This is a genomic window from Nocardia sp. NPDC050718 (assembly GCF_040654235.1).
Taxonomy (GTDB): domain Bacteria; phylum Actinomycetota; class Actinomycetes; order Mycobacteriales; family Mycobacteriaceae; genus Nocardia.
Map to the genome: position 1 here is coordinate 804,840 of NZ_JBFAHQ010000001.1, position 11,125 is coordinate 815,964.

Annotated in this window: 18 protein-coding genes; 13 read left to right on the plus strand and 5 right to left on the minus strand. The window is 68.4% G+C overall.

Annotated elements, in window-relative coordinates:
• The first annotated feature begins 16 nt into the window (after positions 1-16).
• The 7 genes from AB0H54_RS03875 to AB0H54_RS03905 all read left to right on the plus strand — a co-directional run bounded on the left by AB0H54_RS03875 (position 17) and on the right by AB0H54_RS03905 (position 4,929).
• The gene (locus tag AB0H54_RS03875; RefSeq protein ID WP_355273943.1) at positions 17-184 is read left to right on the plus strand and encodes a hypothetical protein; all 168 of its coding nucleotides are present in this window, start codon (positions 17-19) and stop codon (positions 182-184) included.
• Positions 184-996, plus strand: a complete 813-nt coding sequence (locus AB0H54_RS03880; protein ID WP_357342562.1) for a cytochrome c biogenesis CcdA family protein — start codon at positions 184-186, stop codon at positions 994-996. Before AB0H54_RS03875 ends, AB0H54_RS03880 begins: the two co-directional genes overlap by 1 nt.
• The gene (locus tag AB0H54_RS03885; protein ID WP_357342564.1) at positions 996-2,630 is read left to right on the plus strand and encodes a cytochrome c biogenesis protein ResB; all 1,635 of its coding nucleotides are present in this window, start codon (positions 996-998) and stop codon (positions 2,628-2,630) included. Before AB0H54_RS03880 ends, AB0H54_RS03885 begins: the two co-directional genes overlap by 1 nt.
• Positions 2,630-3,595, plus strand: a complete 966-nt coding sequence (gene ccsB, locus AB0H54_RS03890; RefSeq protein ID WP_357342567.1) for a c-type cytochrome biogenesis protein CcsB — start codon at positions 2,630-2,632, stop codon at positions 3,593-3,595. Before AB0H54_RS03885 ends, ccsB begins: the two co-directional genes overlap by 1 nt.
• A 122-nt stretch (positions 3,596-3,717) precedes the next feature.
• Entirely contained in the window at positions 3,718-3,933 is a 216-nt protein-coding gene (locus AB0H54_RS03895) for a hypothetical protein (protein WP_357342569.1), read from the plus strand.
• Between the two features lie 119 nt (positions 3,934-4,052).
• The gene (locus AB0H54_RS03900; RefSeq protein WP_357342571.1) at positions 4,053-4,376 is read left to right on the plus strand and encodes a hypothetical protein; all 324 of its coding nucleotides are present in this window, start codon (positions 4,053-4,055) and stop codon (positions 4,374-4,376) included.
• Between the two features lie 151 nt (positions 4,377-4,527).
• The gene (locus AB0H54_RS03905) at positions 4,528-4,929 is read left to right on the plus strand and encodes a DUF4189 domain-containing protein (protein WP_357342572.1); all 402 of its coding nucleotides are present in this window, start codon (positions 4,528-4,530) and stop codon (positions 4,927-4,929) included.
• Positions 4,930-5,048: 119 nt separating this feature from the next.
• Here the strand turns inward: AB0H54_RS03905 and AB0H54_RS03910 are convergent, their stop codons facing one another.
• The 3 genes from AB0H54_RS03910 to AB0H54_RS03920 all read right to left on the minus strand — a co-directional run bounded on the left by AB0H54_RS03910 (position 5,049) and on the right by AB0H54_RS03920 (position 6,295).
• Positions 5,049-5,705, minus strand: coding sequence for a hypothetical protein (locus AB0H54_RS03910; RefSeq protein ID WP_357342574.1), 657 nt, complete (start codon positions 5,703-5,705; stop codon positions 5,049-5,051).
• Between the two features lie 70 nt (positions 5,706-5,775).
• The gene (locus AB0H54_RS03915) at positions 5,776-5,970 is read right to left on the minus strand and encodes a hypothetical protein (protein WP_355273925.1); all 195 of its coding nucleotides are present in this window, start codon (positions 5,968-5,970) and stop codon (positions 5,776-5,778) included.
• A 115-nt stretch (positions 5,971-6,085) separates the two neighbouring features.
• The gene (locus AB0H54_RS03920) at positions 6,086-6,295 is read right to left on the minus strand and encodes a BldC family transcriptional regulator (RefSeq protein ID WP_019049435.1); all 210 of its coding nucleotides are present in this window, start codon (positions 6,293-6,295) and stop codon (positions 6,086-6,088) included.
• Between the two features lie 165 nt (positions 6,296-6,460).
• Between AB0H54_RS03920 and AB0H54_RS03925 the strand changes: the two genes are divergently transcribed.
• From AB0H54_RS03925 to AB0H54_RS03950, 6 genes are all read left to right on the plus strand, one after another.
• Positions 6,461-6,787 (plus strand): DUF4229 domain-containing protein, encoded by a 327-nt coding sequence (locus AB0H54_RS03925; RefSeq protein WP_355273922.1) that lies wholly within the window; start codon positions 6,461-6,463, stop codon positions 6,785-6,787.
• Complete coding sequence (locus AB0H54_RS03930) at positions 6,784-7,869, plus strand: PLP-dependent cysteine synthase family protein (protein WP_357342576.1); 1,086 nt, start codon at positions 6,784-6,786, stop codon at positions 7,867-7,869. Before AB0H54_RS03925 ends, AB0H54_RS03930 begins: the two co-directional genes overlap by 4 nt.
• A 51-nt stretch (positions 7,870-7,920) precedes the next feature.
• Positions 7,921-8,463, plus strand: a complete 543-nt coding sequence (locus AB0H54_RS03935; protein WP_357342577.1) for a dihydrofolate reductase family protein — start codon at positions 7,921-7,923, stop codon at positions 8,461-8,463.
• 50 nt (positions 8,464-8,513) lie between these two features.
• Positions 8,514-8,735 (plus strand): helix-turn-helix domain-containing protein, encoded by a 222-nt coding sequence (locus AB0H54_RS03940; RefSeq protein WP_355273913.1) that lies wholly within the window; start codon positions 8,514-8,516, stop codon positions 8,733-8,735.
• On the plus strand, positions 8,735-9,310 hold the full coding sequence (locus tag AB0H54_RS03945; protein ID WP_357342579.1) for a Clp protease N-terminal domain-containing protein: 576 nt from the start codon (positions 8,735-8,737) through the stop codon (positions 9,308-9,310). The genes AB0H54_RS03940 and AB0H54_RS03945 overlap by 1 nt, the downstream gene beginning before the upstream one ends.
• A gap of 62 nt (positions 9,311-9,372) precedes the next feature.
• On the plus strand, positions 9,373-9,759 hold the full coding sequence (locus AB0H54_RS03950) for a phage holin family protein (protein ID WP_218716646.1): 387 nt from the start codon (positions 9,373-9,375) through the stop codon (positions 9,757-9,759).
• Here AB0H54_RS03950 and AB0H54_RS03955 read toward each other — a convergent pair.
• Both AB0H54_RS03955 and AB0H54_RS03960 read right to left on the minus strand, forming a co-directional pair.
• Positions 9,756-10,625 carry a 1,4-dihydroxy-2-naphthoate polyprenyltransferase gene (locus AB0H54_RS03955; RefSeq protein WP_357342580.1) on the minus strand — a complete coding sequence of 290 codons (870 nt, stop codon included), beginning with the start codon at positions 10,623-10,625 and terminating at the stop codon, positions 9,756-9,758. The genes AB0H54_RS03950 and AB0H54_RS03955 overlap by 4 nt on opposite strands.
• Positions 10,626-10,653: 28 nt before the next feature.
• A complete protein-coding gene (locus AB0H54_RS03960) occupies positions 10,654-11,112 on the minus strand; it encodes an SRPBCC family protein (protein WP_357342581.1) in 459 nt (152 codons plus the stop codon).
• Positions 11,113-11,125: the final 13 nt, after the last annotated feature.

Consider the following 11,125-nt stretch of genomic DNA (forward strand, 5'->3'; position numbering starts at 1 on the left):
TCAGGGCGCGCGCCGCATGGGAGCGGGGTGGACCGTCGACGATCGTTGGGCGGGCATCGCGACCGTCCCGCGCAGCGTCGCCGGTGCGGGCCTGTTCGATTTCGGCCCGGCCGAACCGGCCGAGACCGAGCGCACCCTGTCGTTGCCCCGCGACGAGCAGCGTGACGAGGACACCTCCGAGTGATGGTGCTCGCCGCAGTCGGGGATTCCTTCCAGCAGACGGCGGCATCGGGTCCGTTGCTGTTGGCGTTGGGTGCCTGCCTGCTCGCGGGCCTGGTGTCGTTCGCTTCACCGTGTGTCGTGCCGTTGGTGCCGGGGTACCTGTCCTATCTGGCCGGGCTGGTCGGCGCCGAGGCGCCACCGGCCAGCGCCGCGCAGGTGAGCACGCTCACCGCGCAGCGCCGTAGTGCCAAGATGCGGGTGGCCGGTGCCGCCGGACTGTTCGTCGCCGGGTTCACGGTGGTGTTCGTGCTGGCCACGGCCACCGTGTTCGGTGTCATCCAGACCCTCAACGTCAACCGGGAGCTGCTGCAGCGCATCGGCGGTGTGGTGACGATCCTGATGGGTCTGGTCTTCATCGGCCTGGTGCCCGCGCTGCAGCGCGACACCAGGATGGAACCGCGCCGGTTCACCAGCATCGTCGGCGCGCCCCTGCTGGGCGGGGTGTTCGCACTGGGCTGGACGCCGTGCCTCGGGCCGACGCTGTCCGGGGTGATGGCGGTGTCCGCGGGGACCGAGGGCACCACCGCGGTGCGCGGTGTCGTGCTCATCGTGGCGTACTGCCTCGGGCTCGGGCTGCCGTTCGTCGTGCTGGCGTTCGGCTCGGCCGGGGCCCTGCGCGGGGTCGGCTGGCTGCGGCGCAATTCGCGCACCATTCAGGTAATCGGGGGTGTTCTGCTCGTCGCCGTCGGCGTCGCGCTGGTCACGGGGGCATGGGACCAGTTCGTCAGCTGGGTGCGTGACGGGTTCGTCTCCGAGGTGACTCTCCCGATCTGATGACTGACACACTGACTCCGCCGACCACCCCCAACCCGCCCGTCCGGCAGTCCCTGCCGGGCCGGGCCTGGGCCCTGGTCCGCAATACCTGGCGCGGCCTCACCAGCATGCGCACCGCCCTGGTGCTGCTGTTCCTGCTGGCCCTGGCCGCCATTCCCGGCGCCCTGCTCCCGCAGCGCAGCCTGAACACGCAGAAGGTCGAGCAGTACATCGCCGACCGTCCCACGCTGGGCCCGTGGATGGACCGGTTCGAGCTGTTCGACGTGTTCGGCAGCTTCTGGTTCACCGCCATCTACGCGCTGCTGTTCATCTCACTCGTCGGCTGCATCCTGCCGCGCTGCCTGGACCACTACCGGGCCCTGCGCACCCCGCCGGTGCCGACGCCACGCAACCTGGGCCGGTTGCCGCACCACTTCAGCGAGACCGTCGACCGCGACGCCGAAGCCGTCGTCGAGCAGGCGCGCGGGCAGCTGCGCGGCTGGCGCACCGAGGTGCGGCCCGGCAAGCGCGCCGGCGAGGTCACGCTGTCGGCCGAGAAGGGCTACCTGCGCGAGTTCGGCAACCTGGTCTTCCACCTGTCGCTGGTGGGGCTGCTGGCCTCGATCGCGCTGGGCAAGCTGTTCGGCTACGAGGGCAATGTCATCGTGATCGCCGACAACGGCGCCGGCTTCTGCACCACCTCGCCCGCGGTGTTCGACTCGTTCCGCGCGGGCAATGTCAACGATGGCACCGGGATGACCCCGCTGTGCGTGCGCGTCAAGGACTTCAAGGCCGACTACCTGCCCACCGGCCAGGCCGAGATGTTCACCTCGAACATCGAGTACCAGGCGGGCCAAGACCTGAGCACCGACACCTGGCGCTCCACCGAGCTGCGGGTGAACCACCCGCTGCGTGTCGCCGGTGACCGCGTCTACCTGCATGGCCACGGTTTCGCGCCGACGTTCACCGTCACCTTCCCGAACGGGCAGACCCGCACCGAGACCATCCAGTGGCGCCCCGACGACGCCAGGACCTTCCTGTCCAGCGGCGTCCTGCGGATCGACCCGCCCGGCGGCATGTACGCCACCGACGAGGAGCGCCGCCAGAACCAGATCGCCATCGAGGGCCTGTTCGCGCCGACGGCGCTGTTCCACGGCAGCCTGCTCACCTCGTCGTTCCCGACGATGGACGATCCGGCCGTCGCGGTCGACATCTACCGCGGCAACACCGGCCTGGACACCGGCCGGTCGCAGTCGCTGTTCGCGCTGGACCCGGAGATGATCAAGCAGGGCAGGCTCACCAAGGAAGCGCGGGTCAACCTGCGGCCGGGCGAGTCGACCACCCTGCCCAACGGCGCGAAGGTCACCTTCGACGGCGCCAAGGAGTTCGTGAACCTCCAGGTCTCGCACGATCCGGCGCAGCAGTGGGTGCTGGTGAGCGCGCTGACGATGATGGCGGGTCTGCTGGTGTCGCTGCTGGTCAAGCGGCGCCGAATCTGGATCCGGGCGTACCCCGCCGAGACCGGGGCAGGTACCGTGGATCAACGACGGACCGTAGTAGAAATGGGCGGTCTGGCCAGAAGCGATCAGGCGGGCTGGGGCGGCGAATTCGACCGGCTGCGCGCGCGGGTACTGGACGCGGAAACGGAGAACTGATGCCGATCGACGAAACGGTGGCGCGCTACAGCGACTTCGCCTTCATGTCGGCCATGGCGATCTACGCCCTGGCGCTGGTGTTGTTGCTGGTGCAGTACGCCTCGGCGCGCGCCAACAAGGTCGCGGAGCGCGAGCTGGTCACCGCGGGCGCGCCCGTCGACCCGTCGCTGCCCGGCCGCATCGAGACACCGGCCGCCAAGCCGACCTCCGAGCGCCTCGGCAACATGGCGTTCTCGGTGCTGCTGGTCGGCGCGGTGCTGCACGTCGGCTCGATCGTGCTGCGCGGCTTCGCCACCCACCGCTTCCCGCTCGGCAACATGTACGAGTTCACCACCATGGCCACCGCGGCCGCCGTGGTGATCGGCCTGTACTTCCTGCGCGATCAGCGCTACCGGTCCATGTGGGTCTTCCTGCTGGTCCCCGTGCTGATCCTGATGTTCCTGGCGGGCACCGTCCTCTACGCCGACGCCGCGCCCGTCGTCCCCGCGCTGCGCTCGTTCTGGCTGCCGATCCACGTCACCATCGTGAGCGTCGGCAGCGGTGTCTTCCTGGTCTCCGGCGTCGCCAGCCTGCTCTACCTGTACCGCATGCGTCAGCCCGCGGGCGAGGAGTCGACCTCGATCTTCGGCACCATCGCCCGCCGCCTCCCCGACGCCCGCACCCTCGACCAGCTCGCCTACAAGACCACCATCATCGGCTTCCCCCTCTTCGGCGCAGGCGTCATCCTCGGCGCCATCTGGGCCGAAGCCGCCTGGGGCCGCTTCTGGGGCTGGGACCCCAAGGAAACCTGCTCCTTCATCGCCTGGGTCCTCTACGCGGCGTATTTGCACGCCCGGGCGACTTCCGGCTGGCGCGACACCAAGGCCGCCTGGATCAACATCGCCGGCTTCGTCGCCATGCTCTTCAACCTCTTCATCATCAACATGGTGATCAGCGGGCTGCACAGCTACGCGGGTCTCAACTAGCCGTACCGCCCACGGAAGTATGGGCGTTTCACTTTTGGCGGGCAGCGCTACCGTTTCGGTGTCTGTTGGTTGCTCGAGAGGTGGAAGACATGCGTCGTCGGAGTGTAAGTGTGATTGCGGCCGTGGCGATTTCGCTGGGATGCGGTGTGTCGGGCGCGGCGATCGCGACCGCCGCACCCGCGGTACCGGTCGAGCCGGTTGCCGTCGATTCGGGCTCGGCGACCCCGTACACCGCGTCCGCTGACCCGGATTCGGGCTCGGCCGCGCTCCCCGGCTTGCTGCTGCGCTGCCTGAGCACCGGCACCAGCGTGTCCATGGGGATGCCGACCTGCGTCTGATCCCAGGTCGGGACAACAAGGCCCGGTCTCTTGAATGAGCAGCCGGGCCTTTGGCATAGGTCTTCGCGGTCGTCCGGCTGCACCGGGCGGTCGCGGGTGCCCGATGGGACAATCCGTGGGTGCCAACACTGCGAGGGACAGCCGTTCGGTGGGTTGAGGACGACTGCACCGCTGGCGGCGTCATCGAAGTCCAGTTCGCCGATGCGGACGGCGTCGTGCATTCCGTCATCGACAAGCTGCCGATCTTCTTCACCTCGCGCGATGACGAACCCACCCCGTCTTCGCCGTACCCGATTCCGTGCCCCCTCGAGATAGCCATCGTCGAGCATCTCGATGATGGCCGCACCACGGTAGTCCTGCGCGGGTCGGTGTCGACCAGCGACCAAGTCCGGTTCATCGTCCGTACGGCCACCATTGCGGAGGCATCAACTTCGGCGGGGTAATAGCCGAGGGCGGGTGATGTGATTCTGCGGGTTGAAGTGGGCGCATCAGAGTGTGATCCGACATGATTCGGCGGGTCTTGTGTCGGTCGTGGTTCGTAGAGGAAAGTGCTCGATGAAATTGTTGGGTAGGGCCGTTGTCGCGGTGGCGGGTGTGGTTCTCGCGGCGGGGTCGGTCTTCGGGGCGGGGACGGCGAAGGCGGACGGGGATCATCTGTACGGGGCGATCGCGTTCAGCGAGGAGAGCTGGGTGTACGGCACCAGTGTCGACGCCGAAACTCGTGGTGCGGCTGTTGATGAGGCGCTCGCTTGGTGCGAGTTCATGGGCGGATCCGACTGTGTCGTTCTCGTGGACTGGTCGGACGGGTGTGGAGCGTTGGTCTATTCCGATTACGCGGTGGGCTCCGGGTGGGGTTCCGACCGCCGGAAGGCGCTGGCCTACGCCTACTCCAGCCTCGCCGAACTCCACCCGCCCGCGGTCCTGGCCAACGTCGGTTCCGCCGAGTTGTCCGGGGCGCATATCAGTGAGGTGCTCTGCACCGCCAACGCGTACTGACCGCAGTAGTCGGAAAGACCGGACACCGTCGGGGGCCGGGTCTTTCTGCCGAAGCCTGCTCGGAAACGCCCAAGGCCCGGCTGCTCGAGGAGCGGCCGGGCCTTGGGGGTGATCGGGGATCAGCAGTAGTAGCAGATCTTGTTGGCCGGGAGTTCGACGTGGCAGTTGAGGCAGACGGGTTTGCGGACCGGTTCCGGCTTGGGGACGGTGACGGTGCGGCGGGCGGACGTCGAGGTGCGCTTGGGCTTGGCGGCGGCTTCGGCCGCTTCGGCGGTGGCGAGGTCCTGGGAGGTCTGGTGGCGCAGGGCCGCGACCTTCGGGGGGAGGGTGGGGAGGCCGCCGTCGGCGGGGAGGTCGGTGGCGTAGTGCTGGTAGCACTGCCAGCGGGCGGCGGCGGCGTGCATCTCGAGGTCGTCGGGGATGGGCAGGCCCGCGAGTTCGAGGATGTAGCGGTAGCCGGTGCCCACCGTCTGGTTCTTGCGCACGCACAGCGCGCTCAGCGGCGGCTCGTTGTTCTTGTGACAGTGCTCGGCGACCTTGTCCAGCACGACCGGCAGCCAGTGCTGCCACTTCACCTGGGTGCGGATCCCGGATTCCTCCTGGACCAGCTCGGCCAGCTCGGTGTTGACGATGAAGTTGTTGAACCTGGTCGCGGTGTCGGCGAGCACCTCGTGTGCCGCGCGAGTCCACGCCGACCGTGCCTCGGTGAACGTCACGGCGCTGCCGTCGGCCGCGCGCCAGGTGGTCGGGATGGAACTCTGCTGCACATCGATCACCGGAATACGTTATCTACCCGGGTTTTTCGCGGTGCATCGGGGGGTATGTGGGTAAGGTCACGCGCGCGGATCACGAGTCGGACTGACCCGAATCGTCGCGGTGCTGCTTACCGAGTCGCCAGAGGAACTCCGGGTCGTCGTCGGGGCCGAGGATCGGCCGACGCGACGGCGGGCCGGAACTCGGGCCGATCTTCTCCGGGCCGAACGCCTTCCAGCACAACACCGCGACGGCCACGATCGCGATGAGTGCCAACAGGTACGTCACGTCGCTCACCTCCTGCTATCGAGGGTAGCCGTGTCCGCGCCGTGTGCACATCCGTAACGGAAGGGAAATTCCTGGCAAACGCGAGCCCGTGGCGGACTCGCGCCGGCCGGTGGGGTCAGCGGGGTGCTGCCTCCGTGGTGAGCGATTTCAGCAACTGCAGGACCTCGGACTCGCGGAATCGGCGATGTCCGCCCGGCGTGCGCAGCGAACCGAGCCTGCCCGCATGAGCCCACCGGGTGACGGTCTTGGGGTCTACGTGGAACATTGCGGCTACTTGGCCTGGTGTCAGCAGAGTGTCCTGGCCGCCGACGGTGATCGCAGTCATAGCTAACCTCTCCGTTCTCGACAGTTCCCTCATCAGATGGCGCCATCGTCGCACTGCGACCCCCACGTAGTCGAACCACCTACTGTTGGTAAAGGGGAAGTAATAGACAAAAGCCGCGAACGGGGCTGCATCGGGCCAGGCCGCGGCGGGGTTAGGCTGTTGGGCGTGAGTGAAGCAACTGGTCAGCAAGGTTCTGGCGCGGGGAAGCGGCTGGTCCGCAATCTGGCCCTCTACACGCTGGCCCGGCTCGGGCTGGTCGTGCTGATCGCGGCGGTGATCGTCGGGGTCGCCAAGCTCATCGGCGTCGAGGTGCCGATCATCGTGGCCGCGCTGTTCGCGCTGATCGTCGCGATGCCGCTCTCGCTCACCCTGTTCAAGAAGCTGCGCACGAAGGTCAACGAGGACATCGCCGTCGTCGACGCGCGCCGCCGCCAGGACAAGGCGCAGCTGCGGGCCCGGTTGCGAGGTGACGACGACGGGCCGACCGCGTGAAGTGCCTCGACCGCAGCGCCCCGCGTGACTGGGTCGACAACGCCGTCCGGCTGATCGACGCCGACTCCCAGCGCTCCGCCGACACCCACCTGCTGCGGTACCCGCTGCCCGCCGGCTGGCCGGTGCAGCTGTACCTCAAGGACGAGTCCACCCACATCACCGGCAGCCTCAAGCACCGGCTGGCGCGCTCGCTGTTCCTGTACGCGATCTGCAACGGCTGGGTCACCGAGGGCACCACGGTGGTGGAGGCCTCGTCGGGGTCGACGGCGGTGAGCGAGGCGTATTTCGCGAAGCTGCTCGGTCTGGATTTCATCGCGGTGATGCCGGCGAGCACGTCGCCGCAGAAGATCGCGCTGATCGAAGCGCAGGGTGGCCGATGTCATTTCGTCGAGCGGGCACCCGACATGTATCCCGAGGCCAAGCGGCTCGCCGCCGAGACCGGCGGGCACTTCATGGATCAGTTCACCCATGCCGAGCGCGCGACCGACTGGCGCGGCAACAACAACATCGCCGAATCCATCTTCCAGCAGCTGGCCCTGGAGACCAATCCGGTTCCGGAGTGGATCGTGGTCGGCGCCGGCACCGGCGGCACCAGCGCCACGATCGGCCGCTACATCCGCTATCGCAGGCACGCGACCCGGCTGGCCGTGGTCGACCCCGAGCACTCGGCGTTCTTCGGCGGCTACGAGACCGGTGACGCGGGCTACGAGACCGGGATGCCCTCGCGGATCGAGGGCATCGGCAGGCCGCGGGTGGAGCCGTCCTTCGTCGGGCAGGTCGTCGACCGGATGATCGTCGTCCCGGACGCGGCCTCGGTCGCGACGGCCCGTCACGCCAGCACGGTGCTGGGTCGACGGGTCGGTGGTTCGACGGGAACGAACCTGTGGGGCGCCTTCCATCTGGTGTCCGAGCTGCTCGCCGCGGGGCGTCGCGGCAGTGTCGTGACGCTGCTGTGCGACGGCGGCGACCGGTACGCCGGAACGTATTTCGACGACGCCTGGGTCGACGCCCAGCATCTCGACCTGGCCGGACCCACCGCCGTACTCACCGAATTCGCCGCCACCGGTCGCTGGCACGGCTGACCGGCGAAACCTGACCGAAGGTGTCAGGTTTCGCTGTCAGGATCGGTGTCCATGACGACCCGCTACTACACCGCTACCAGCCTCGACGGCTACATCGCCGACCCCGACAATTCGCTGGACTGGCTGATGGCCGTCCCCGACGCGGGCACCGCGACCGGCGATGTCGGCGAATTCCTGCGCGGCGTCGGCGCGCTGTGCCTGGGTTCGACGACCTACGAGTGGATGGTGGCCAACGAACCGCCCGAGTCCTGGCACGACAACTACGGCGACCGTCCGACCTGGGTGTTCACCCATCGCGTGCTGCCCGAGTTCCCCGGCGCGAATGTGCGTTTCGTCGCGGGCGGGGTCGAGTCGGTGCACGCGGAGATGGTCGCCGCGGCCGGTGACCGCGATATCTGGATCATCGGCGGCGGCGATCTCGCCGGGCAGTTCGCCGATGCCGGGCTGCTCGACGAGGTGATCGTCGGTGTCGCGCCGGTGACGCTCGGCGGCGGCGCCCCGCTGCTGCCGCGCCGCCTGCTCTCCGATCGGCTGCGGCTGGTCGAGGTCGAACAGCTGGGCCAGTTCGCCAAGCTCGTCTACCGATTGCGGTGATTCGTCAATTTTTGTTGACACCGCCGAAATCGTCAATCAAAATTGACGCCATGACCGATGCAACAACGCTCGCCTCGGCGGCGGGCAATCCCGATCCGGCGGTCGGCCTGCGCGCGGTACTCGCCCTGCGCAGGCTGGCCGACCGGCTCGAATCCATCCAGGTGGCCAATGCCAGGGCCCATGGCTGGTCGTGGCAGGCGATTGCCGAAGCGCTCGAGGTGAGCAAGCAGGCGGTGCATCAGAAACACAATCGGAAGGGCGGTACCCGCTGATGTTCGAGAAGTTCAGCCGACAGGCCAGGGTGGCGGTCGTCAGTGCCCAGGACGACGCCAAGGAACTCGGCGCCGGCCGGATCGGTCCCGAGCACGTGCTGCTCGGCGTGATCACGAACGCCGAACCGGGCCTGCGGGCAGTGCTCGACGCGCGGGGCATCACCGCCGACGGGACGCGGGCCGCGCTCGCCGCCCGGACGGGCACGCCACCGCTGGGCGCCGACGACGCCGAGGCCCTGCGCTCGATCGGCATCGACCTGGACGCGGTGCGGGCCAGCGTCACCGAGAACTTCGGCCCCGACGCCTGGGACCGGGCCGAACCGGAGGTCCGGCGCGGCGTCTTCGGCCGGCTGCTCGGCGCCGGGCACATCCCGTTCACGAACCCGGCCAAGAAGACGCTCGAACTCGCACTGCGCGAGGCGATCCACCGCAAGGAACGCGAGATTTCCACGGCCTACCTGTTGCTCGGCATTCTGCGCGCCGCCGACCCGGCCACCACCGACCTGCTCGGCGGCCGCGACGGGGCCGCCGCCTTGCGCGCCGACGTCTACGGAATGCTCGACCGCGCAGCGTGAATTCCGTGTCGGGTGTGTGTCAGACCCGCCGCAATGTCCGATTCCCGGAATAGCATGGCTCCATGCAGCTAGCCATTCGACTGGTCATCAACGCCATTGCCATCTGGGCCGCGGCGGCGTGGATCGACAAGATCGACATCCTGGTCCCGGCCGATTCGGGCAACTGGGGCAAAGCCCTGGTGATCCTGATCGTCGCGGCGGTGTTCACCGCGGTGAACGCCGTCATCAAGCCGATCGTGAAGCTCCTGTCCCTGCCGTTCGTGATCCTCACGCTCGGGCTGTTCCTGCTGCTGGTGAACGCGGGCATGCTCTGGCTCACCGCGAAGATCACCGAACTGTCCGACTACGGTCTGCGGGTCGACGGTTTCTGGGCGGCGTTCTGGGGCGGTGTGATCATCTCGCTGGTCAACTGGGCGCTGGGCATCCTCGTGCCGGACGGCGACGACTAAGCCAGTCCGACGGCGAGTGCGCTCAGTGCCGACCAGGCCAGCAGCGCCAGCCCGGAATCGCGCAGGGCGGGAATCAGTTCCAGCCCGCCCTTGCCCGTGCGCACCGGGGCATTGGCACGGATCGCCAGCGGCAACGCCAGCAGTCCGGCCAGTGCCAACGGGGTGCGGGCCACCAGCGCCAGGCTGATCACGAACGGCGCGACCAGCAGCACCAGGTGCAGCGTGCGGGTGCGGGCGTCGCCGAGTTTCACCGCGAGGGTGACCTTCCCCGACTCGGTGTCGGTGGGGATGTCGCGCAGGTTGTTGGCGACCAGCACGGCGCTGGAGAACGCGCCGACACCGATCGCCAGCAGCAGCCCCACCCAGTCCACCCGCAGTGCCTGCACGTACTGGGTGCCCAGCACCGCGATCAGGCCGAAGAACACGAACACCGCGATCTCGCCGAAACCGCTGTAGCCGTAGGGCTTGCTGCCACCGGTGTAGAACCAGGCGCCGGCCAGGCACACCGCGCCGATCACGACCAGCCACCACGCGGTCGTCACGGCGAGGACCAGGCCAGCGACCGCGCCGATCGCCAGGCTGAGCACCGCGGCATTGCGGACGGCGGTGGGGGAGGCCAGTTTCGAGCCGACCAGCCGCAGCGGGCCGACGCGCACGTCGTCGGTGCCGCGGATGCCGTCGGAGTAGTCGTTGGCGTAGTTCACCCCGACGATCAGCGCCAGCGAAACCAGCAGCGCCAGCAGCGCTTTCCACCAGACGGCCCCGTCGATCGACGCCGCCGCGCCGGTCCCGGCGAGTACCGGCGCGATCGCGTTCGGCAACGTCCGCGGCCGGGCGCCTTCGATCCATTCCGCTGCTGTAGCCATGGATCGAAGCCTAGCCCCGGCCGGTGTCCTAAGCGGATTCGGCGATGGTCTTGAGCCGGGCCAGCCCCTTGTCGAAGTCCTTGCCGATCATGTTGTCGATCGGGAAGACCTTGCCGAGCACGCCCATCAGGCCCGAGTGGGTGCCGGTCATCCGCCAGGTCACCTCGGTGTTGCTGCCACTCGAGGTGAGGGTGAAGGTGACGAAGTTGGTGGCCTTGAACGGCTTCTCGAACGCCAGCTCGATGCCGATCTCGTGCACGGCGTCGGCCTTGATCTCCATCGCGCCCGCGCCCGCCTTGCGGTTGCCGCGCCAGGTGTAGCGCGCACCGACGCCGGACTCGGGCCCGGTGTAGGTGCGGGCGAGCTGGGGATCGGCGTCCTCCCACGGCGACCACAGTCGCCACTGGCGGAAATCGTCGATGAAACCGTGGATGCGTGCGGGTTCGGCGGCAATGGTCGTGCGCCGGGTCACCTCGAAGTCGCCCATGCGGGTCAGCCTA